Source organism: Nocardioides lijunqiniae, from assembly GCF_015024225.1.
GTDB classification, from domain to species: domain Bacteria; phylum Actinomycetota; class Actinomycetes; order Propionibacteriales; family Nocardioidaceae; genus Nocardioides; species Nocardioides lijunqiniae.
The window spans coordinates 1-22,203 of sequence record NZ_JACJGM010000043.1; the positions used below are offsets into that span (position 1 = coordinate 1).

General features: G+C 69.3%; 16 protein-coding genes. All 16 read left to right on the forward strand.

All coding sequences use genetic code 11. The features are described from left to right. Positions 1-356: 356 nt before the first annotated feature. Positions 357-1,304 (forward strand): D-2-hydroxyacid dehydrogenase family protein, encoded by a 948-nt coding sequence (locus IRQ30_RS20570; RefSeq protein WP_193614764.1) that lies wholly within the window; start codon positions 357-359, stop codon positions 1,302-1,304. A 238-nt stretch (positions 1,305-1,542) separates the two neighbouring features. After that, positions 1,543-2,250 carry a 50S ribosomal protein L10 gene (gene rplJ / locus IRQ30_RS20575; RefSeq protein ID WP_193614765.1) on the forward strand — a complete coding sequence of 236 codons (708 nt, stop codon included), beginning with the start codon at positions 1,543-1,545 and terminating at the stop codon, positions 2,248-2,250. 78 nt (positions 2,251-2,328) lie between these two features. Beyond that, on the forward strand, positions 2,329-2,718 hold the full coding sequence (gene rplL / locus IRQ30_RS20580; RefSeq protein ID WP_193608790.1) for a 50S ribosomal protein L7/L12: 390 nt from the start codon (positions 2,329-2,331) through the stop codon (positions 2,716-2,718). Between the two features lie 298 nt (positions 2,719-3,016). Next, on the forward strand, positions 3,017-3,970 hold the full coding sequence (locus tag IRQ30_RS20585) for an ABC transporter ATP-binding protein (protein ID WP_193608789.1): 954 nt from the start codon (positions 3,017-3,019) through the stop codon (positions 3,968-3,970). A gap of 18 nt (positions 3,971-3,988) precedes the next feature. Further along, positions 3,989-4,771, forward strand: coding sequence for an ABC transporter permease (locus tag IRQ30_RS20590; RefSeq protein WP_193608788.1), 783 nt, complete (start codon positions 3,989-3,991; stop codon positions 4,769-4,771). Positions 4,772-4,776: 5 nt separating this feature from the next. Further along, a complete protein-coding gene (locus IRQ30_RS20595; protein ID WP_193608787.1) occupies positions 4,777-5,616 on the forward strand; it encodes an ABC transporter permease in 840 nt (279 codons plus the stop codon). 4 nt (positions 5,617-5,620) lie between these two features. Further along, the gene (locus tag IRQ30_RS20600; protein WP_193614766.1) at positions 5,621-6,904 is read left to right on the forward strand and encodes an MCE family protein; all 1,284 of its coding nucleotides are present in this window, start codon (positions 5,621-5,623) and stop codon (positions 6,902-6,904) included. Continuing rightward, positions 6,904-7,938: an MCE family protein gene (locus IRQ30_RS20605; RefSeq protein ID WP_193614767.1), complete on the forward strand. Its 1,035-nt coding sequence runs from the start codon at positions 6,904-6,906 to the stop codon at positions 7,936-7,938. The genes IRQ30_RS20600 and IRQ30_RS20605 overlap by 1 nt, the downstream gene beginning before the upstream one ends. Further along, a complete protein-coding gene (locus IRQ30_RS20610) occupies positions 7,935-8,900 on the forward strand; it encodes an MCE family protein (protein ID WP_193614768.1) in 966 nt (321 codons plus the stop codon). The genes IRQ30_RS20605 and IRQ30_RS20610 overlap by 4 nt, the downstream gene beginning before the upstream one ends. After that, complete coding sequence (locus IRQ30_RS20615) at positions 8,897-10,036, forward strand: MCE family protein (RefSeq protein ID WP_193614769.1); 1,140 nt, start codon at positions 8,897-8,899, stop codon at positions 10,034-10,036. The genes IRQ30_RS20610 and IRQ30_RS20615 overlap by 4 nt, the downstream gene beginning before the upstream one ends. Beyond that, a complete protein-coding gene (locus IRQ30_RS20620) occupies positions 10,033-11,505 on the forward strand; it encodes an MCE family protein (protein ID WP_193614770.1) in 1,473 nt (490 codons plus the stop codon). The genes IRQ30_RS20615 and IRQ30_RS20620 overlap by 4 nt, the downstream gene beginning before the upstream one ends. After that, positions 11,502-12,755: an MCE family protein gene (locus IRQ30_RS20625; protein ID WP_193614771.1), complete on the forward strand. Its 1,254-nt coding sequence runs from the start codon at positions 11,502-11,504 to the stop codon at positions 12,753-12,755. The genes IRQ30_RS20620 and IRQ30_RS20625 overlap by 4 nt, the downstream gene beginning before the upstream one ends. Beyond that, positions 12,752-13,468, forward strand: coding sequence for a hypothetical protein (locus IRQ30_RS20630; protein ID WP_193614772.1), 717 nt, complete (start codon positions 12,752-12,754; stop codon positions 13,466-13,468). The genes IRQ30_RS20625 and IRQ30_RS20630 overlap by 4 nt, the downstream gene beginning before the upstream one ends. Beyond that, positions 13,465-14,250, forward strand: coding sequence for a DnaJ domain-containing protein (locus IRQ30_RS20635; RefSeq protein ID WP_193614773.1), 786 nt, complete (start codon positions 13,465-13,467; stop codon positions 14,248-14,250). The genes IRQ30_RS20630 and IRQ30_RS20635 overlap by 4 nt, the downstream gene beginning before the upstream one ends. A gap of 253 nt (positions 14,251-14,503) precedes the next feature. Beyond that, positions 14,504-17,995 carry a DNA-directed RNA polymerase subunit beta gene (gene rpoB, locus IRQ30_RS20640; protein WP_134740078.1) on the forward strand — a complete coding sequence of 1,164 codons (3,492 nt, stop codon included), beginning with the start codon at positions 14,504-14,506 and terminating at the stop codon, positions 17,993-17,995. Positions 17,996-18,084: 89 nt separating this feature from the next. Further along, positions 18,085-21,966 carry a DNA-directed RNA polymerase subunit beta' gene (locus IRQ30_RS20645; RefSeq protein WP_193614774.1) on the forward strand — a complete coding sequence of 1,294 codons (3,882 nt, stop codon included), beginning with the start codon at positions 18,085-18,087 and terminating at the stop codon, positions 21,964-21,966. The last annotated feature ends 237 nt before the right edge of the window (positions 21,967-22,203 follow it).

A 22,203-nucleotide genomic window follows, 5' to 3' on the forward strand; every position in this document is an offset into this window, starting at 1 on the left:
CCCCGACCCCCTGACTCCTCCACCCCCGCTGCGCGAGAAGCGGGCTGTGGCATCGGGGGCGGGACGGGTGGTGGTGGGGTGCGGAGGAGCCGGAGGCGACAGGGCCACGGCGCCGGTGTGGATGGGACTGGCCGCCCGGAGCGACGAAGGAGCGCAGGGCTGGTTTCCGGCGCCGTGGCCCTGTCGCCGCAGGCGACGACCGCACCCCACCACCACCCGGCCCGCACCCCCCGAGGAGGCAGGCGTTCGAGCCCGACCCCCCACCCCCGCGCGCAGCGCGGAAGCTTGAACGCCGCGCGCCGCGCCGCCGCACCGCCGCAGGCGAGAGATGCAGGAGCCCCTGGCACGCTAAGACCATGCGCGCAGTGATCCTCGACGACTACCAGCAGGTCGCCCTGTCGTACGCCGACTGGTCGGTGCTCGAGGGGGTGGAGGTGTCCTCGGTGAGCGAGCACCTCGCTGGCGAGGAGCTGGTGCGGGTGCTGGAGGGGGCCGCCGTGGTGGTCGTGATGCGGGAGCGGACGCCGCTGACCCGCGAGCTCCTGGAGCGGCTGCCGGAGCTGAGGCTGGTGGTGACCAGCGGGATGCGCAACGCCTCGATCGACCTGGCGGCGTGCCGGGAGCGCGGCGTCACCGTGTGCGGCACGGCGAGCAGCTCGGCGCCTCCGGTGGAGCTGACGTGGGCGCTGATCCTCGGGCTGGTGCGCCACCTCGGGCCGGAGTCCGCGTCGTTCCGCGACGGCGGGCCCTGGCAGCGCAGCGTCGGGGTCGACCTGGCGGGGGCGACGCTCGGGGTCGTGGGGCTCGGCAAGATCGGCAGCCGGGTCGCGGAGGTCGGGCGGGCATTCGGCATGGAGGTGCTGGGCTGGAGCCCGCACCTGACCGACGAGCGGGCCGCTGAGGCGGGGGTCCGGCGGGCCGGGAGCCTGGTCGAGCTGATGGCCGCCTCGGACGTCGTCACCCTGCACCTGGTGCTCTCCGAGAGCACCCGTGGGCTGGTGGGGGCGGCCGAGCTGGCGGCGATGCGGCCGGCCGCGCGGCTGGTCAACACCTCGCGGGCCGGGCTGGTCGACACCGGCGCGCTCGTGGACTCCCTGCGGGCGGGCCGGATCGCCGGAGCGGGGCTGGACGTGTTCGACGAGGAGCCGGTGCCGCTGGACCACCCGCTGCGCTCGCTGCCCACGGTGCTGGCCACGCCGCACCTCGGCTACGTGAGCGCCGGCAACTACCGCCGCTACTTCACCGAGGCGGTCGAGGACGTCGCCGCCTGGCGGGCGGGGGAGCCGGTCCGGCTGCTCACCTGACCCGATTTGGCGGGCGCCCCCCGCGCCCGTACAGTTCGTACCTGAATCCAGAGACCGCCGGTTGTCCGGCTGCATCAGCAGCCAGACCGAAGGTTCCGCAGCGATGCGGACGGCCTGCGCAGGTGACAGAGCAAGACCCGCGGCTCGCCGCGAAGTCCACGCCCTGAGCATCTGCGCTCAGGGCGTTCGTCATTGTGACGGACCCGGCGCGGTGGTCTCCCAGTCCGGAAGGAGACCCATGGCGCGGGCAGACAGAGACGCCGCCGTCGCGGAGATCGTTGACTCGTTCAACGACTCCGCCGGTGCCGTGCTGACCGAGTACCGCGGTCTGACCGTCAAGGAGCTGCAGAACCTGCGCCGCTCCCTCGGTGAGAACGCCAACTACGCCGTGGTCAAGAACACGCTGGCCAAGATCGCCGCCAACCAGGTGGGCATCTCCGGCTTCGACGACCTGCTGACCGGCCCGACCGCCATCGCCTTCATCAGCGGTGACGTCGTCGAGGCGGCCAAGGGTCTGCGTGACTTTGCCAAGGCCAACCCCACCCTGGTCATCAAGGGCGGGGTCCTGGACGGCAACATCCTCGACGCGAAGGAGATCGGCAAGCTCGCCGACCTCGAGTCGCGCGAGGTGCTCCTGGGCAAGATGGCGGGCGCCATGCTCGCCTCCCTCAGCCAGGCCGTCTACCTGCTCAACGCCCCCCTCGCCCAGGCTGCCCGGCTCGCCGGCGCACTCCAGGCGAAGGCCGAGCAGGACCCCTCGATCCTCGCAGGTGGTGCCGGTACGTCGGTCGCCGCCGAGGACGCCCCGGAGGCAGCTGCTGCCGACGAGGCCCCCGCAGACGAGGCCGAGGCTCCGGCCGACGAGACCCCGGAGGCCCCCGCGGCCGACGAGGCTCCCGCCGCCGACGCCGAGACCTCCGATGAGGGCGACGCCACCGAGTCCTGACCCAGGACCTCGGTACCCACCACCTGAAACCCGGTCCGTCGCCCTGCGGCGGGCCACCGAATGGAAGGAAACGCCACCATGGCGAAGCTCAGCACTGACGAGCTGCTCGACGCGTTCAAGGAAATGACCCTCATCGAGCTCTCCGAGTTCGTGTCGCAGTTCGAGGAGACCTTCGGCGTGACCGCCGCTGCTCCCGTCGCGGCTGCCGCTGCTCCTGCTGCCGGCGGCGCCGGCGGTGGCGAGGAGGCCGCTGTCCAGGACGAGTTCGACGTCATCCTCGAGGCTGCCGGCGACAAGAAGATCAACGTCATCAAGGAGGTGCGCGCCCTGACCTCCCTCGGCCTGAAGGAGGCCAAGGAGCTGGTCGAGGCCGCGCCGAAGGCTGTCGTCGAGAAGGTCGACAAGGCCACGGCCGACAAGGCCAAGGAGGCGCTCGAGGGCGCCGGGGCCACCGTCACCCTCAAGTGACCCGCCCGCTCGTCCGCGGCTGATCCCAGCCGCTCGACGGGCACCGCACCGCCACGACGGGCGGCCATCCCTGCGGGGGTGGCCGCCCGTCGTGCGTCCGGGAGCCCCAGATCGCGTTTGCGCAGGTGACCCCCGGGGTCACGCCTCGGTCTCACTCCCCACCCGGTCCGTGACGGGAAGCACAAAGCCGCGTAACCTCGCCGCCGGAGCACCGTTGTTACTGACGAGTGGTCCGTGTGTGCACTGACGCACTCGCGTCTGGGGACGGGCCGCAGGGTCCGAGGGGGAGAGGGTCGGCATGGGCGTGGAGATCAAGGTCGACGACCTCACCAAGTCGTTCGGCAAGCAGCTCATCTGGGGCGACGTGTCCCTCACCATCCCGGCGGGCGAGATCTGCGTGATGCTCGGCCCCTCCGGCACGGGCAAGTCGGTGTTCCTCAAGACCCTCATCGGCCTGCTGAAGCCCGACAAGGGCTCCATCGTCATCGAGGGCACGGACATCGCGAGCTGCTCGGAGAAGGAGCTCTACGAGATCCGCAAGCTCTTCGGCGTGCTGTTCCAGGACGGCGCCATGTTCGGCTCGATGAATCTCTACGACAACGTCGCCTTCCCGCTGCGCGAGCACACCAAGAAGTCCGAGTCCGACATCCGCGACATCGTCATGGAGAAGATGGACCTGGTGGGACTCCTCGGCGCCGAGGACAAGCTCCCCGGCGAGATCTCCGGCGGCATGCGCAAGCGCGCCGGTCTCGCCCGTGCGCTGGTCCTGGACCCCGAGATCGTCCTGTTCGACGAGCCCGACTCGGGCCTCGACCCGGTGCGCACGGCGTTCCTCAACCAGCTCATCATCGACCTGAACGCGCAGATCGACGCGACGTTCCTGATCGTCACCCACGACGTCAACACCGCCCGGACGGTGCCCGACAACATCGGCCTGCTCTACCACAAGCACCTGGCGATGTTCGGCCCCCGCGAGATGCTCCTCAGCTCCGAGGAGCCGGTCGTGCGCCAGTTCCTCAACGCCCAGCGCGTCGGTCCGATCGGCATGTCCGAGGAGAAGGACGCCGACGAGCTCGCGTCCGAGAAGGACCAGGAGCTCCCCCCGCTGCCGCCGATCCCGCTCCAGCAGGAGCCGTCCAACGGGATCCCGCGGCGCAGCCAGCGCGAGCCGGGCGCCTGGTGCCGCGACAACGGCGTCACGCCGCCGCCGGGGTCGTTCGAGGAGAACATGAACATGACTATCGGTAAGTGACGGGGGGACACACACCTCGTGGCATCCACCGCGACCCGGGTCCTCGCCCCGGTCGGCACTGCAGGGCAGCTCTTCGCGTTCGGTCTCGACGTCGGCCGAGCGCTGTTCCGGCGTCCCTTCCAGATGCGGGAGTTCCTCCAGCAGGCCTGGTTCATCGCCTCGGTCACGATCATCCCGACGGCGCTGGTCGCCATCCCCTTCGGCGCGGTCATCGCGCTGCAGGTGGGTGGGCTGATCAAGCAGTTCGGCGCCCAGTCGTTCACGGGCTCGGCCTCGGTCCTGGCGGTGATCCAGCAGGCCGGACCCATCGCCACGGCGCTGCTGATCGCCGGTGCCGGAGGCTCGGCCATCGCCGCCGACCTCGGCGCCCGCAAGATCCGTGAAGAGCTCGACGCGATGATGGTGCTCGGCATCGACCCGATCCAGCGTCTCGTGGTGCCCCGGGTCCTGGCCTGCATGATGGTCGCGTTCTTCCTCAACGGGCTCGTCAGCGTCGTGGGCGTCGCCGGCGGCTACGTCTTCAACGTCGTGCTCCAGGACGGCACCCCCGGCGCCTACCTCGCGAGCTTCACGGCCCTGGCGCAGCTGCCCGACCTGTGGGTCGGCCTGCTCAAGGCGCTGGTCTTCGGCTTCATCGCCGCGATCGTGGCCTCCTACAAGGGCATGAACGCCGGCGGCGGGCCCAAGGGCGTCGGCGACGCCGTCAACGAGTCGGTCGTCATCACCTTCCTGCTCCTGTTCGTCGTCAACTTCGTCATGAGCACGATCTACCTCCAAGTCATCCCGCCGAAGACGGGTTGACGGGCGTGGGGAAGAGCTCTGCCGCCATCCGGGCGGTCTACGAGAAGCCGCTGGGCTCGATCAACGAGCTCGGCGGACAGCTGGCGTTCTACCTCGGCGTGCTCCGGGCGATCCCGCGCTCGGTCAAGCGCTACCCGAAGGAGATCATGCGGATCCTGGCCGAGGTCACCCTCGGCTCCGGGTCGCTGGCCGTCATCGGCGGCACCGTCGGCGTCATCGCCGGCATGACGTTCTTCACCGGCGCGCAGGTGGGCCTGTCCGGCTACGCCGCGCTCAACCAGCTGGGCACGGCCGCCTTCTCCGGGTTCGTCTCGGCCTACTTCAACACCCGCGAGATCGCGCCCCTGGTGGCCGGCATCGCGCTGGCGGCCACCGTGGGCTGCGGCTTCACCGCCCAGCTGGGCGCCATGCGCATCTCCGAGGAGGTCGACGCCCTCGAGACGATGGCCATCCCCTCGATGCCGTTCCTCGTCGCCACGCGCGTCGTGGGCGGGCTGATCGCGATCGTCCCGCTCTACGTCGTGGGGCTGCTGTCGTCGTACTTCGCCAGCCGGCTGATCGTCACCCAGTTCTACGGCCAGAGCTCGGGCACCTACGACCACTACTTCAACCAGTTCCTGCCACCCGGCGACGTGCTCTGGTCCTTCGGCAAGGTCCTGGTCTTCGCCGTCGTCGTGATCCTCATCCACTGCTACCACGGCTACAACGCCTCCGGCGGCCCGGCCGGCGTGGGCGTGGCCGTGGGTCGTGCCGTGCGCACCAGCATCGTGGCCATCAACGTCATCGACCTGTTCCTGTCGATGGCGATCTGGGGCACCACCACCACCGTGAGACTGGCGGGGTGAGGGCATGAGGATCCTCGGCAACCACAAGGTTCTCGGCGTCGCCTTCCTGGCGCTGCTGGTCCTGGGCGTCTACGCGACCTACGCGATCTTCACCAAGAAGTACGTCGACTACGACGAGGTGACGCTCGAGACCTCCTCGATCGGCCTGCAGCTGCCCACGCGCGCCGACGTCAAGATCCGCGGCGTCATCGTCGGCGAGGTGCTCGACTTCGACACCCGCTCGGGCGGCGCCGAGCTCACCCTGGGGATCTTCCCCGAGGAGATGGACACGATCCCGGCCAACGTGACCGGCTCGATCGTGCCCAAGACGCTCTTCGGCGAGAAGTACGTCAGCCTCGAGATCCCGGAGACCGGCCCCGAGGGACAGCTCGCCACCGACGCCGTGATCGAGCGCACCGAGGTCAGCACCGAGGTGGAGGAGGTCCTCTCCGACCTCTACCCGCTGCTCCGGGCGGTCCAGCCGGCCGACATCAACATGACGCTCAACGCGCTGGCCACCGCGCTCGAGGGACGCGGCGAGCTGATCGGCGAGAACCTCGAGACCGTCGACGCCTACCTCAAGCGGCTCAACCCGCAGATCCCCGGCCTGGTCGAGGACCTGCGGCTCACGGCCCAGGTCTCCGACATCTACGCCGACGTGCTGCCGGAGGTGGCGCAGATCCTGGAGAACACGGTCACCACGACCGGCACCCTCGAGGACCGCTCGGTCCAGCTCAACGCGCTCTTCAAGGACGTCGCGTCGTTCTCCGACACCGCGAAGGTCTTCCTCGAGGACAACGGCGACAACCTGGTGCGGCTCGGCGAGGTCAGCTCGGCGCAGCTGCGCGTGCTGGCGAGGTACGCCCCGGTCTTCCCGTGCCTGACCGAGGGCATCGTCAAGGCCGGCAAGCTGCAGGCCGAGGCGTTCCGCGGCTTCACCCTCCACATCGTCCTGGAGACCCTCCCGCGCCAGCCCCGCAGCTACGGCCCCGCCGACAAGCCGCGCATCGGCGAGGACCGCGGCCCCGACTGCCTGAGCCTGCCCAACCCGCCGTGGAACCAGTCCAACCCCGTGCGCAGCCAGCCGAACTTCGACGACGGCGTCGACGAGCCCACGGGCAAGGGCACCTCGCGGGTGTCGCCCGGCGCCCTCTTCGACGGCGCCGCCGAGCCCGGCAGCATCGAGGAGTCCGACCTGCTCAAGTCGCTGATGGGTCCCGGCTTCGGCGTTCCCGCCGCCGAGGTCCCCGACCTCAGCGTGATGCTGGTCGCCCCGATGGCGCGTGGCGCGGAGGTGAGCCTCCGCTGATGGCCTACCTCGACAAGCGCACCCTCAACGACCTGATGAAGCTGATGGTCTTCATCGTCGTCACGACCCTGGCCACGGGCGTCCTCGTGGTCACGATCGGCAACCTCACCTTCGGCGGCTCCCGCAACTACGAGGCGGAGTTCGTGGACGCGACCGGCGTCGTCAAGGGCGACGACGTCCGGATCGCCGGCGTCAAGGTCGGCACGGTCAGCGACGTGGAGATCGTCGACCGCACCCGCGCGCGGGTGTCGTTCTCCGTCGAGGACGAGACCCGGCTGACCGAGTCCACCCACGCCCTGATCAAGTACCGCAACCTCGTCGGGCAGCGCTACATCTCCCTGACCACGGAGATCGGCGAGGGGGACGTCCTCGACGATGGCGACACCATCCCCGTCGACCGCACCTCGCCGGCCCTCGACCTGACCGTGCTCTTCAACGGTTTCAAGCCGCTGTTCGAGGCGCTCTCGCCCGACGACGTCAACAAGCTCTCCTACGAGATCGTCCAGGTCTTCCAGGGCGAGGGCGGGACGCTCGAGAGCCTGCTGGGCAACACCGCGTCGATCACCAGCACGCTCGCCGCGCGCGACCAGGTCATCGGCGACCTGATCACCAACCTCAACCAGGTGCTCGACAACCTCGCCGACCGCGACGACCAGCTCACCGACCTGATCAAGACCTTCCGGACCTTCGTGGGCGGGCTGAACAAGGACCGGGACGCCATCTTGGACTCGCTGGACCAGATCTCCTCGCTGTCGGTGGAGACCGCCGACCTGGTGAAGGGGATCCGTCCGCCGTTCGTCCAGGACATCAAGCAGCTGCGCCGCTTCAGCGAGAACGTCGCCCGCAACAAGGGCGAGCTGGACCGCGCGCTCCAGGTGCTCCCGATCAAGCTGGAGAAGGTCGGTCGCACGGCCATCTACGGCTCCTGGTTCAACTTCTACCTCTGCAACTTCAAGGGCCAGGTGCGGCTGCCCGGCATCCGCCCGATCGACGTCGACTACAACACCTCGGCTGCGAGGTGCGACCTCGGATGAAGCCCTTCCGCGAGCGCAACCCGGTCATGATCGGCGCCGTCAGCATCACCGTCCTGCTGCTGATGCTCGTCGCCGCCTTCCGGGCCCAGGACCTGCCCCTCATCGGCGGCGGCGACACCTACTACGCCGCCTTCACCGAGGCCGGCGGGCTGAAGGCCAACGACGAGGTCCGCATCGCGGGCGTGCGCGTGGGCAAGGTGGAGAAGGTCGAGCTGGCCGGCGACCACGTCCGGGTCACCTTCCGGGTCAAGACCGACTCCGCGTTCGGCAGCGAGACCCAGGCCGCCATCAAGGTCAAGACGCTGCTCGGCGCGATGTTCCTGGCGCTCGAGCCGGCCGGCAAGGACCAGCTCGACGACGGCAGCGAGATCCCCGTCGAGCGCACGAGCTCGCCGTTCGACGTCGTGGAGGCCTTCTCGGGGCTCGCCGAGACCTCCGCCGACATCGACACCGACCAGCTGGCCGAGTCGCTGACGACGCTGGCCGACCTCACCCGCAACACCCCCGACGAGTTCCGCGCCGCCCTGGGCGGGGTGTCCGCGCTCTCGCGGACCATCGCCTCGCGCGACGCCCAGATCAACACCCTGCTGCAGAACCTCGACCGGGTCACCACCGTCCTGGACGAGCGCGACGAGGACATCATCGGCCTGATGCGCGACTCCGACGTCCTCTTCCGCGCGCTCGTGGCGCGGCGCGAGGCCGTCCACGACCTGCTGGTGTCGACCTCGACGCTCTCGCGCGAGCTGACGCTGCTGGTCAAGCAGACCCGCCAGGACCTCAAGCCGGCCCTGCTCAAGCTGGAGGAGGTCGTCGACGTGCTCAACAAGAACGAGGACAACCTCGACAACAGCCTGCGCCTGATGGCGCCGTTCTACCGGGTCTTCGCCAACACCCTGGGCAACGGGCCGTGGTTCGACACCTACATCCAGAACCTCCCCCCGGTCGGGACGATCCAGCCATGACGACGCTGAAGAAGTACCTCGTGCCCCTGCTGGTCCTGGGCCTCGTCGTGGCCGCGGTGCTGGCCATGACCGGCGGGGACGAGCAGAAGCGACTCACGGCCCACTTCCCGCGCACCATCTCGGTCTACGAGGGCAGCGAGGTGCGGGTGCTCGGCGTCCCCATCGGCTCCGTCGAGCGGGTGACGCCCTCGGGCACCGACGTCGAGGTCACGATGACCTACGACGCCGCGGTGAAGATCCCCGAGGACGCGAAGGCCGTCATCATCGCGCCGTCCATCGTGGGCGACCGCTACATCCAGCTGACCCCGGTCTACACCGAGGGCGAGGTGCTCGCCGACAACGTCGAGCTCGACGAGGGTCGCACCGCGGTGCCCCTGGAGCTCGACCAGATCTACTCCAGCCTCGACCGGCTCAACGTCGCGCTGGGACCCGACGGGGCCAACTCCGAGGGTGCGCTGACCGACCTGCTCGAGACCACGGCCGAGAACTTCGGCGGCCAGGGCGAGCAGCTCAACGAGACCATCCGGGACTTCAGCACGCTCACCCGGACGCTGGACAACAACAAGGAGGAGCTCTTCGGCTCCGCCGAGCAGCTCGGCAAGTTCATCGAGACCCTCGCCGACAACGACGCGACCGTGCAGCGCTTCAACTCCTCGCTCGGCTCGGTGTCGACGATGCTGTCGGGGGAGCGCCAGGAGCTGGCGGCCGCGCTGAGCAACCTCGCCGAGGCCCTGGGCCAGGTGGGCACCTTCGTCCGCGACAACAAGGACGTGCTGGGCCGCAACATCAAGAAGATCAACCGCGTCGCCAAGGTCCTGGTCAAGCAGCGTGGTGCCCTGGACGAGACCCTCAAGCTCGCCCCGCTGGCCCTCAACAACCTGGCGCTGACCTACAACCCCGACGCCGGCACGCTCGACACCAACGCCAACATCGGCAACCTGGAGAACGAGATCGTCAACAACCCCGAGATCCTGCTCTGCAGCCTCGTGGCCGAGCAGGACACCACGGGCCGGCTGTGCGACCTGATCGAGTCGCTGCCGTTCCCCAAGCGGACGCCGTTCGGCGCCGGCACCGGGACCGGCTACGGAGCGGCCTTCGACCCCACCCTCGGCGGTCTCGTGGAGGTGGACCGGTGACGGCCCGCACGGTGAAGGCCCGCACGAGGACGCCGATGAGGGCACGGCTGCGGCTGCTGGTGGCCATGCTGCTCGGGAGCCTCGCCCTCAGCGCCTGCGACTTCGACGTCTACAGCCTGCCGCTCCCCGGTGGCACCAGCGCCGGCGACGACGCGATCCGGGTGGAGGTCATGTTCGCCGACGTCCTCGACCTGGTGCCGCAGTCGACGGTCAAGGTCAACGACGTCAGCGTCGGCCAGGTCACCGACGTGGAGCTCGAGGGCACGGTCGCGAAGGTGACCATCGAGCTGCGCGGCGACACCGAGCTTCCCGACAAGCCCATCGCCGAGATCCGCCAGACCAGCCTGCTGGGCGAGAAGTTCGTGTCCCTCAAGGCGCCGGAGGACGGCGGCACGGGCGAGCTCGGCGACGGCGACGTCATCCCGATCGAGCGCACCGGCCGCAACCCCGAGGTGGAGGAGGTGCTGGGCGCGCTCAGCCTCCTGCTCAACGGCGGCGGCGTCGCGCAGCTCAAGACCATCACCCGCGAGCTCAACCTCGCCCTCGAGGGGCGCGAGGACAGTGCCAAGTCCGTGCTCGTCCAGATCGACCAGCTGATGGGGCAGCTGGCCGACAACAAGGACGGCATCGTCGACGCCATCGAGTCCCTCAACCGGCTGTCGGTCGCGGCCAACCGGCAGGAGGGCGTCATCAACTCCGCGCTCGCCGAGCTGCCCAGCGCGCTCACCTCGCTCGACGCCCAGCGTGGCGACCTGGTGAAGATGCTGCAGGCCCTCAACCGGCTCGGCGACGTCGGAGTCCGGGTGATCCGCGAGTCCAAGGACGTCACGATCGACTCGATCCGCCAGCTGCAGCCGGTCCTGACCCAGCTCGCCAACTCCGGCGACAGCTTCGTGAAGGCGTTCAACGTCTTCCTCACCTATCCCTTCGTCGACGAGGTCGTGGGCCGCGACCCGCAGGTGGCCCGCAACCTGCACATGGGCGACTACACCAACCTCTCGATCACCCTCGACCTCGACCTGGGCGCTGGCCTGCCCGCGGTCGGCGTGCCGTGCACCACGCTGCCCGAGATCCCCGACGACCTGCCCCTCGACGAGGTGCTGGATCTGCCGAAGCTGTGCCAGGGGGCCTCGGACGCCATCACCCGGTGCCTGACCGAGAAGACCGCGGAGGCCTGCCTGGGCCTGCCCGGCGGCGTCGTCGCGGCCGTGTGCGCCGCCAGCCCGATCAAGCTGCCCGTCCTGTGCCCCGGCGGCACCGGTGACGGCGGCGGCGGTGGTGGCGTCATCCCGCTGCCCGACCTGCCCCTGCCCCTGCCCGACCTGCCGGGCCCGCTGGGCGGCCTGGGCCGCACCGGCTTCGGCGACGACGACGGTCCACCGGACCGCGGACCCACGATGGGACAGCTCATGGAGGTCTACGACCCCGACCTGGTGTCGCTCCTCGTCCCGGGGATGGTGGTCCGGTGATCACCCGCCGCACCAAGGTCCAGCTCCTGGTCTTCGTCGTCATCACGCTGCTCGGCGTGACCTACGTCGGCGCGCGCTACGCCAAGCTGGACCGGCTGCTGGTCGACGACAGCTACACCGTGGTCGCCCACTTCCCCGAGTCCGGCGGCATCTTCGCCGGCGGCGAGGTGAGCTACCGCGGCGTCAAGGTCGGGACCGTCGACAAGCTCGTGCTGACCGACGAGGGCGTCGACGTCCACCTCGGCATCGACAACGAGTTCGACGAGATCCCCGCCGACACCCTCGCCGTCGTCGGCAACCGCTCCGCCGTGGGGGAGCAGTACGTCGAGCTCCAGCCCAAGGTCGACGACGGGCCCTACCTGGAGGGCGACTCCGAGATCGCGGTGACCGACACGCGGACGCCCATCTCCACCAACCAGCTCCTGACGAACCTGTCCAACACGGTCTCGTCGGTCGACCAGGACGCGCTGCGCACGACGGTGGACGAGTTCGGGCTCGCCTTCGCCGGCGCCGGCGACGACCTGCAGACGATCATCGACTCCGGCACGTCCTTCATCGAGGTGGCCAACCGCAACTTCGACGTCACCTCGCGCCTGATCGAGGACAGCAACGTCGTCCTCAACGGCCAGATCCGCTCCGAGAGCGCGCTGCGCACGTTCGCCCGCGAGCTCGCGCTGTTCAGCGACACGCTCGCGGACGCCGACGGCGACCTGCGCCAGGTGATCGACACCGGGTCGGCCACCGCGACGCAGCTGCGGACGTTCCTCGAGGACAACCAGGTCGAGCTGGGCAGCCTGATCAACAACCTCGTGACCACCGGCAACGTCATCGTCAAGCGCCTCGACGGCGTCGCGCAGGTGCTGGTCATCTACCCCTACGTCGTCGAGGGCGGCTTCACCGTCGTCTCCAAGTCGCCCAACGGCCTCTACGACGCCCACTTCGGCCTGATCCTCACCAACACCCCGGTGTGCCGCAAGGGCTACGAGGGCACCGACCGGCGCATCCCCCAGGACGGCTCGAACCGGCCCATGAACGAGAACGCCCGGTGCGCCGAGGCCGCCTCGCAGAGCAACGCGCGCGGCTCGCAGAACCTCAACCGCGTGGTCGGCTCCTTCGACCAGACGACCGGCCGGCTGAGCTGGGGCGCCCCCGGCACCGCGTCGCCGAGCGGTAGCGTGGCCCCGCCGTCCCTGGGAGAGGAGTCGTGGAAGTGGCTGTACCTCCAGCCTCTGGCGACGAACCGCCGGTGACCGACGACCGCGTCGCGACCTCCACGCCCCGCCCGGCCCGCCGTCGTACGCGGCTGCCGCGCGCGGTCGTGCCCGTGCTCGTCGTCGTCGTCATCGCGTGCCTCGGCTCGCTCGGCTACCTCGCCGGCTCGCGGGCCGAGGACGGCGCCTCCCCGAGCGAGCGGGTGGCCGCGGTGTTCGGCGAGGACGACTCGGCGGTCCGTGAGCGCGAGAGCGCCATGTCGCAGGCCGAGCAGTTCGTCCTGCGCGTGCACACCTACGGGCCCCAGCTGCTCGACGCGAAGAACGCGATGCCGGAGTACCGCGAGCTGGTCTCCGAGGTGATGACGCCCAAGTTCGGCGCCGACTTCGAGGAGCAGGCCGGCCTGGCGGAGGCCACCGTGGCCCAGGCGGGGGTCGCCCGCACCGCCGAGGTGTTCTCCTACGGCACGGCGACCATCGACGACGACTCCGCCACCGTGCTGGTGGCCGGCTCGTTCGCCACCTCCTACCCCGACCCGCAGGCGCCCGAGGACTCGGCCAAGCGCATCGACACCGACGCGATCCCGTTCCGCTACGAGGTGTCGCTCAAGAGGATCGACGGCGACTGGCTGGTCGACGCCTTCCAGGACCTCACGGGGGAGCCCGAGCAGGGGCAGCTCCCGCAGCAGCTGCCGCAGGATCCCTCGGAGCCGGCAGCGCCCCTGGTTCCCGAGGAGGGGGCCACGCCATGACGCCGCACTGGTACGACCTGCTCGACGTGGAGCGCGACGCCTCGCCGGAGGAGATCCGCGCGGCCTGGAGGGCCGCGATCGCCGATCTCGAGCCCGACGACCGGCGCTTCCGGGTGTTCAACGAGGCCGGCACGGTCCTGCTCGACCCCGAGCGGCGCGCCGCCTACGACGCGACCCTGCCGCCGCAGGAGGCCCCCGAGGAGCCCGAAGCGCCAGAGGCGCCCGAGGGCGACGCCGCGGGGGAGCCCGTGGTCCAGGACGAGCCCGTCCCTGCTGGACCCGACGCCGGGCCCGACGCTGGGGCCCGCACCGGCGCTCCGCTCTGGGTCGTGGCCGCGCTGGCCGTGCTCGCGCTGGCGGCCGTCGTGGCGACGGTCTTCGCCTGGACCCGCCCGGCGCCGGTGGACGAGGATGCCGCGCGCGCGGCCGCCCGGACCGCCGTCGTCCCCGTCCTCTCCTACGACTACCGCACGCTCGAGGAGGACGCCGCCGCGGCCCGCGGCTACCTCACCCCGGCGTTCCGCAAGCTCTACGACGACACGTTCACCCTGCTGGAGGAGAACGCCCCCCGCACCCGGACCGTGGTCTCGGTCGAGGAGCCGCTGGCGGACGCGGTGGTGCGCTCCAGCGAGGACCGCGTGGACGTGCTGCTCTACGTCAACCAGCCCACGACCAACGCGCAGGGCTCGGTGACCTACCGCAACCAGGTGACCCTGGAGATGCGCCTGGTCGACGGCGAGTGGCTCGTCGACGACCTGCGCACCGACCGCGCGCAGCGCTGAGCGCCCGCCCCGGGGGAGCCCCAGAAGAGCCCTGAGATCCACCGCGCGCCGTGGCGGTGCTTGACCTGGGCGCCGTGCTGGCGCATGATCCTCGCGACGCTCATCGTTGCGGTGCATGCAGAGGTTGTTGTGCGCCCCGGAGTCGTGTATGGTAGCGCATTGCGCCTGCCCTCAAATACTTGTCATCCTGCCCGGTGGTTGAGCCTGTGGTGGGTGGGCGCGTCTCTCACAGCGACACGTCGAAGGACAAATCTTGGCCGCGCGCAGCACTTCCGGTTACTCCCCTCGCATCTCTTTCGCAAAGATCGATGAGCCCCTCGAGGTTCCTCAGCTCCTCTCACTCCAGACCGACGCCTTCGACTGGCTGATCGGCAACGAGAAGTGGGACGCCGTCGTCGAGCGCCGCCGCGCCGAGGGCGAGGACGTCTCCGCCAAGTCCGGTCTGACCGAGATCTTCGAGGAGATCTCGCCGATCGAGGACTTCTCCGAGACGATGTCCCTCGCCTTCGAGAACCCCGTCTTCTACGACCCCAAGTACACCGTCGACGAGTGCAAGGAGAAGGACTTCACCTACTCCGCTCCGCTCTACGTCTCGGCGGAGTTCACCAACAACGACACCGGTGAGATCAAGGGCCAGACGGTCTTCATGGGCGACTTCCCGCTCATGACGCCCAAGGGCACCTTCGTCATCAACGGCACCGAGCGCGTCGTCGTCTCGCAGCTCGTCCGCTCGCCGGGCGTCTACTTCGAGCGCACCGCCGACAAGACGTCCGACAAGGACATCTACACCGCCAAGCTGATCCCCTCGCGCGGCGCCTGGCTCGAGTTCGAGATCGACAAGCGCGACCTGGTCGGCGTCCGCCTCGACCGCAAGCGCAAGCAGAACGTCACCGTGCTCCTCAAGGCCCTCCAGGCCGTCGCCGAGGACATCGGCGAGGAGTACGACTACGACGCCGTCATGGCCGAGCTGCGCCAGTACGAGTCGATCCAGCTGACCGAGGAGAAGGACAACACCCAGGGGCCGGACGACGCGCTGCTGGACATCTACCGCAAGCTGCGCCCGGGCGAGCCGCCCACGCGTGAGGCCGCGCTGACGCTGTTGAAGAACTACTACTTCAACCCCAAGCGCTACGACCTCGCGAAGGTCGGCCGCTACAAGATCAACAAGAAGCTCGGCCTGCTGGAGGCGTTCGACCACCAGACGCTGACGATCGCCGACGTGGTCGCCGCCATCCGCTACATCGTGGCGCTGCACGACGGCCGCGAGCAGCTCGAGACGCCCCAGGGCGACCTCGAGATCGGGCCCGACGACATCGACCACTTCGGCAACCGCCGCATGCGCACGGTCGGCGAGCTCATCCAGAACCAGCTCCGCACGGGCCTGGCCCGCATGGAGCGCGTGGTGCGCGAGCGGATGACGACCCAGGACGTCGAGGCCATCACGCCTCAGTCGCTGATCAACATCCGCCCCGTGGTCGCGGCGCTGAAGGAGTTCTTCGGAACCTCGCAGCTCTCGCAGTTCATGGACCAGACCAACCCCATCTCCGGCCTGACGCACAAGCGTCGCCTGTCGGCGCTGGGCCCGGGCGGGCTCTCCCGCGACCGCGCCGGCATGGAGGTCCGCGACGTCCACCCGTCGCACTACGGCCGCATGTGCCCGATCGAGACCCCGGAGGGCCCGAACATCGGCCTGATCGGCTCGCTCGCCTCCTACGGACGCATCAACCCGTTCGGCTTCGTCGAGACGCCCTACCGCAAGGTCGAGAACGGCACCGTCACCGACAAGATCGACTACCTCACGGCCGACGACGAGGACCGCTACGTCATCGCCCAGGCCAACGCCGCGCTCGACAAGAACAAGAAGTTCGTCGAGGAGCGGGTGCTGGTCCGCCAGCGCTTCGGCGAGGTCTCCGAGATCCTGGCCGGCGAGGTCGACTACATGGACGTCTCGCCGCGCCAGATGGTGTCGGTCGCGACCGCCCTGATCCCGTTCCTCGAGCACGACGACGCCAACCGCGCGCTCATGGGCGCCAACATGCAGCGCCAGGCCGTGCCGCTCATCACGAGCGACTCGCCCCTGGTCGGCACCGGCATCGAGTACCGCGCCGCGGTCGACGCCGGCGACGTGGTCGTCTCCGACAAGGCCGGAGTGGTCAAGGAGGTGTCCGCCGAGCTCATCGAGACGATGAACGACGACGGCACCTACTCCACCTACAAGCTGGCCAAGTTCAAGCGCTCCAACCAGGGCACGTGCATCAACCAGCGCCCGCTGGTCGCCGAGGGCGACCGGCTCGAGATCGGCTCGCCGATCGCCGACGGCCCGTGCACCGACAACGCCGAGATGGCGCTCGGCACGAACCTGCTGGTCGCCTTCATGCCCTGGCAGGGTCACAACTACGAGGACGCGATCATCCTCAGCCAGCGCCTGGTGCAGGAGGACGTCCTCACCTCGATCCACATCGAGGAGCACGAGGTCGACGCCCGCGACACCAAGCTGGGCCCCGAGGAGATCACCCGCGACATCCCCAACGTCTCCGAGGAGATGCTGGCCGACCTCGACGAGCGCGGGATCATCCGCATCGGCGCCGAGGTCACCACGGGCGACATCCTGGTCGGCAAGGTCACGCCCAAGGGCGAGACCGAGCTCACCCCGGAGGAGCGGCTGCTGCGCGCGATCTTCGGCGAGAAGGCGCGCGAGGTGCGCGACACCTCGATGAAGGTCCCCCACGGTGAGTCCGGCACGGTCATCGGCGTCCGCGTGTTCGACCGCGAGGACGGCGACGAGCTGCCCCCGGGCGTCAACCAGCTGGTGCGGGTCTACGTCGCCCAGAAGCGCAAGATCTCGGTGGGCGACAAGCTCGCCGGCCGCCACGGCAACAAGGGCGTCATCGCGAAGATCCTGCCGGTCGAGGACATGCCGTTCATGGAGGACGGCACCCCGGTCGACGTGGTCCTCAACCCGCTCGGCGTCCCGCGACGGATGAACATCGGTCAGATCCTCGAGCTCCACCTCGGCTGGCTCGCCAAGCAGGGCTGGGACCTCGACTTCATGGACGACAAGTCCGACGCCGACTGGAAGCAGCGCCTGATCAAGATCCACGCGGACAAGGCCGCCCCGAACACCAAGGTGGCGACGCCGGTGTTCGACGGCGCCCGCGAGGACGAGATCACCGGGCTGCTGGGCGCGACCACGCCCAACCGTGACGGCGTGCGGATGATCGGCGACACCGGCAAGGCCAACCTCTTCGACGGCCGCTCCGGCGAGCCGTTCGCGGACCCGGTCTCGGTGGGCTACATGTACATCCTCAAGCTCCACCACCTCGTGGACGACAAGATCCACGCGCGGAGCACCGGCCCCTACTCGATGATCACGCAGCAGCCCCTGGGCGGTAAGGCCCAGTTCGGTGGCCAGCGGTTCGGCGAGATGGAGGTCTGGGCGATGGAGGCCTACGGCGCCGCCTACGCGCTGCAGGAGCTGCTCACGATCAAGTCCGACGACGTGCCCGGTCGCGTCAAGGTCTACGAGGCGATCGTCAAGGGCGAGAACATCCCCGACTCGGGCATCCCGGAGTCGTTCAAGGTGCTCGTCAAGGAGATGCAGTCCCTCTGCCTCAACGTCGAGGTGCTCAGCCAGGACGGCTCGCAGATCGAGCTCCGCGACGCGGAGGAGGACGTCTTCCGCGCCGCCGAGGAGCTCGGCATCGACCTGTCGCGTCGCGAGCCCAGCTCGGTCGAAGAGGTGTGAGTCGCCGGCGCCCCTGCACCGTCAGGGGCGCCGGCCTCCGCCCCCCATTTCTTCTTATCTCTTAAGTACTACGAAGGGTTGCAGCCATCGTGCTCGACGTGAACTTCTTCGACCAGCTCAAGATCGGCCTGGCCACCGCGGACGACATCCGCACGTGGAGCCACGGCGAGGTCAAGAAGCCGGAGACCATCAACTACCGCACGCTCAAGCCCGAGCGTGACGGCCTCTTCTGCGAGAAGATCTTCGGTCCCACCCGGGACTGGGAGTGCTACTGCGGCAAGTACAAGCGCGTGCGCTTCAAGGGCATCATCTGCGAGCGCTGCGGCGTCGAGGTGACCCGCTCCAAGGTGCGCCGCGAGCGCATGGGCCACATCGAGCTGGCCGCCCCCGTGACCCACATCTGGTACTTCAAGGGTGTCCCGTCGCGACTGGGCTACCTGCTCGACCTGGCGCCGAAGGACCTCGAGAAGGTCATCTACTTCGCCGCCTACATGATCACCGCCGTCGACGAGGACGCCCGCCACCGCGACCTGTCCTCCAACGAGGGCAAGGTGCAGCTCGAGCGCGAGCGCCTCGAGAAGCGCCGCGACTCGACCCTCGACGACCGGATGAAGAAGCTCGAGGAGGACATGGCGACCCTCGAGTCCGAGGGCGCCAAGGCCGACGCGCGCCGCAAGGTCCGCGACGGTGCCGAGCGCGAGATGAAGCAGGTCCGTGACCGCGCCCAGCGCGAGATCGACCGCCTCGACGAGGTCTGGAGCACGTTCAAGTCCCTCAAGGTCCAGGACCTGATGGGCGACGAGCTGCTCTACCGCGAGATGAAGAACTGGTTCGGCAAGTACTTCGAGGGCCACATGGGCGCCACGGCGATCCAGAAGCGCCTCGAGGGCTTCGACATCGAGGCCGAGGTGGAGTCGCTGCGCGACACCATCGCCAACGGCAAGGGCCAGAAGAAGGTCCGCGCCCTCAAGCGCCTCAAGGTCGTCGACGCGTTCCGCAAGACCGGCAACGAGCCGCGCGGCATGGTCCTGGACGCCGTCCCGGTCATCCCGCCGGACCTGCGCCCGATGGTCCAGCTCGACGGTGGCCGCTTCGCCACCTCCGACCTGAACGACCTCTACCGCCGCGTGATCAACCGCAACAACCGCCTCAAGCGGCTGCTCGACCTCGGCGCGCCCGAGATCATCGTCAACAACGAGAAGCGGATGCTCCAGGAGGCCGTCGACTCGCTGTTCGACAACGGCCGTCGTGGTCGTCCGGTGACCGGTCCGGGCAACCGCCCGCTCAAGTCGCTCTCCGACATGCTCAAGGGCAAGCAGGGGCGCTTCCGCCAGAACCTCCTCGGCAAGCGCGTCGACTACTCCGGCCGCTCGGTCATCGTCTCGGGCCCGCAGCTCAAGCTGCACCAGTGCGGTCTGCCCAAGCAGATGGCGCTGGAGCTCTTCAAGCCCTTCGTGATGAAGCGCCTGGTCGACCTGTCGCACGCGCAGAACATCAAGTCGGCCAAGCGCATGGTCGAGCGCGCCCGCCCGGTCGTGTGGGACGTCCTCGAAGAGGTCATCACCGAGCACCCCGTGCTGCTCAACCGTGCGCCCACGCTGCACCGCCTCGGCATCCAGGCCTTCGAGCCCCAGCTGATCGAGGGCAAGGCCATCCAGATCCACCCGCTCGTCTGCACGGCGTTCAACGCCGACTTCGACGGCGACCAGATGGCGGTGCACCTGCCGCTGTCGGCCGAGGCCCAGGCCGAGGCACGGATCCTGATGCTCTCGACCAACAACATCCTCAAGCCGTCGGACGGCCGTCCGGTCACCATGCCCACCCAGGACATGATCATCGGCCTGTTCTTCCTGACGACCGACCGTGAGGACGAGCCGGGCGCCGGTCGCGCGTTCTCGTCGCCGGCCGAGGCGATCATGGCCTACGACCGTGGCGAGATCTCGGTGCAGAGCAAGGTCAAGATCCGCTTCAACGACATCGTCCCGCCGCTGGACCTCGAGCTCGGCTCCGACTGGGAGGAGGGTCAGACGCTGACCCTCGAGACCACGCTGGGCCGCGCGCTGTTCAACGACACCCTGCCGGCCGACTACCCCTTCGTGAACTACGAGGTGGGCAAGAAGGCCCTGGGCGCGATCGTCAACGACCTGGCCGAGCGCTACACCAAGGTCGAGGTCGCGGCCTCGCTCGACGCCCTCAAGGACACCGGCTTCACCTGGGCGACCCGCTCGGGCGTCACGGTCTCCATCGACGACGTCACGACGCCGACGAACAAGATCGAGATCCTCTCGCGCTTCGAGGAGCAGGCCGCCAAGGTCCAGAAGCAGTTCGAGCGCGGTCTGGTCACCGACGACGAGCGTCGCCAGGAGCTCATCGAGATCTGGACGGAGGCCTCCAAGGAGGTCGGCGACGCCATGGAGGCGACGTTCGAGCGCTCCAACCCGATCTACATGATGGTCGACTCGGGCGCGTCCGGAAACATGAACCAGATCCGTCAGGTCGGCGCCATGCGAGGCCTGGTGGCCAACCCGAAGGGCGAGATCATCCCGCGCCCGATCAAGGCCAACTTCCGTGAGGGCCTGTCGGTGCTCGAGTACTTCATCTCGACCCACGGTGCTCGCAAGGGCCTGGCCGACACCGCGCTGCGCACGGCGGACTCGGGCTACCTCACGCGTCGTCTGGTCGACGTGTCGCAGGACGTCATCATCCGTGAGGACGACTGCGGCACCGAGCGCGGCCTGCCCAAGGTCATCGGCGTCCGTGGCTCCGACGGTGTGGTCCGCAAGGACGACAACGCCGAGACCGCGGCCTACGCCCGCTCGGCCTCCAGCGAGGTCACCCACCCCGAGTCCGGCGACGTGCTGGTCGAGGCGGGTGGCGACCTCGGGGACGTCAAGATCGGCGAGCTCGTGGCCGCCGGCATCGAGACGGTCAAGGTCCGCTCCGTGCTGACCTGCGACGCCAAGACCGGTACCTGTGCCAAGTGCTACGGCCGCTCGTTGGCCACCGGCAAGCTCGTCGACATCGGCGAGGCGGTCGGCATCATCGCCGCCCAGTCGATCGGTGAGCCCGGCACGCAGCTGACCATGCGCACCTTCCACACCGGTGGTGTGGCCTCGGCCGACGACATCACGCAGGGTCTGCCCCGCGTGGTCGAGCTCTTCGAGGCCCGCTCGCCCAAGGGCCGGACCCCGATCTCGGAGTCCGCCGGTCGGGTGGAGATCGAGGACACCGACAAGACCCGCAAGGTCCTGGTGACCCCGGACGACGGCTCGGAGGTGCAGGAGTACCCCGTGTCGAAGCGCTCGCGCCTCAACGTCGAGGACGGCCAGCACATCGAGGTCGGGCACCACCTGACGTCCGGTACGCCGGACCCGCAGGACGTGCTGCGCATCCTCGGCGTCCGCAAGGCGCAGGAGCACCTGGTCGACGAGGTCCAGGCGGTCTACCGCAGCCAGGGCGTGTCGATCCACGACAAGCACATCGAGATCATCGTGCGGCAGATGCTGCGCCGGGTCACGGTCATCGAGTCGGGGGAGACGAACCTGCTCCCCTCCGACCTGGTCGACCGGGTGCGCTTCGAGGAGGAGAACCGTCGCGTCGTCTCCGAGGGCGGCAAGCCGGCCTCGGGTCGTCCGGTGCTCATGGGCATCACGAAGGCCTCCCTCGCGACCGAGTCGTGGCTGTCGGCGGCCTCCTTCCAGGAGACCACCCGCGTCCTCACCGACGCGGCGATCCACGGTCGCTCCGACTCGCTGCGTGGCCTGAAGGAGAACGTGATCATCGGCAAGCTGATCCCGGCCGGCACCGGACTGGAGCGCTACCGCAACATCCGGGTGGAGCCCACCGAGGAGGCCCGCGCCGCGGCGTACTCCGTCACCGGCTACGACTCCTACGACTACGAGTTCGGCAATGCCGCCTCGGGTCAGGCCGTCGCTCTCGACGACTTCGACTTTGGGTCCTACCAGAATTAGCGGCCTCTCCCGCCGCTCGCGGCGGGAGAGACCGAGCCGCAAAGGTTGAGGAGTGTCGGCACGGACCGCGCGTCAGCGCGGGACGTGCGACACGTCTCGAAACCAGATCGGCACCAGCAGCACGACCAGCCCCGCCACCAGCCCGGTGGCGGGGCTTCGTCGCTCTCGTCGGTGGTTTCGAGGCTCGCTTCGCTCGCACCTCGACCACCGTCGGCCCTGCCGGGGCGCCGTCACCGC

Excerpts from the sequence above, each read along its gene's own strand:
- IRQ30_RS20570 (WP_193614764.1), top strand. The coding sequence starts at position 357 with ATGCGCGCAGTGATCCTCGACGACTACCAGCAGGTCGCCCTGTCGTAC.
- rplJ (WP_193614765.1), top strand. The coding sequence starts at position 1,543 with ATGGCGCGGGCAGACAGAGACGCCGCCGTCGCGGAGATCGTTGACTCG.
- rplL (WP_193608790.1), top strand. The coding sequence starts at position 2,329 with ATGGCGAAGCTCAGCACTGACGAGCTGCTCGACGCGTTCAAGGAAATG.
- IRQ30_RS20585 (WP_193608789.1), top strand. The coding sequence starts at position 3,017 with ATGGGCGTGGAGATCAAGGTCGACGACCTCACCAAGTCGTTCGGCAAG.
- IRQ30_RS20600 (WP_193614766.1), top strand. The coding sequence starts at position 5,621 with ATGAGGATCCTCGGCAACCACAAGGTTCTCGGCGTCGCCTTCCTGGCG.
- IRQ30_RS20605 (WP_193614767.1), top strand. The coding sequence starts at position 6,904 with ATGGCCTACCTCGACAAGCGCACCCTCAACGACCTGATGAAGCTGATG.
- IRQ30_RS20610 (WP_193614768.1), top strand. The coding sequence starts at position 7,935 with ATGAAGCCCTTCCGCGAGCGCAACCCGGTCATGATCGGCGCCGTCAGC.
- IRQ30_RS20615 (WP_193614769.1), top strand. The coding sequence starts at position 8,897 with ATGACGACGCTGAAGAAGTACCTCGTGCCCCTGCTGGTCCTGGGCCTC.
- IRQ30_RS20635 (WP_193614773.1), top strand. The coding sequence starts at position 13,465 with ATGACGCCGCACTGGTACGACCTGCTCGACGTGGAGCGCGACGCCTCG.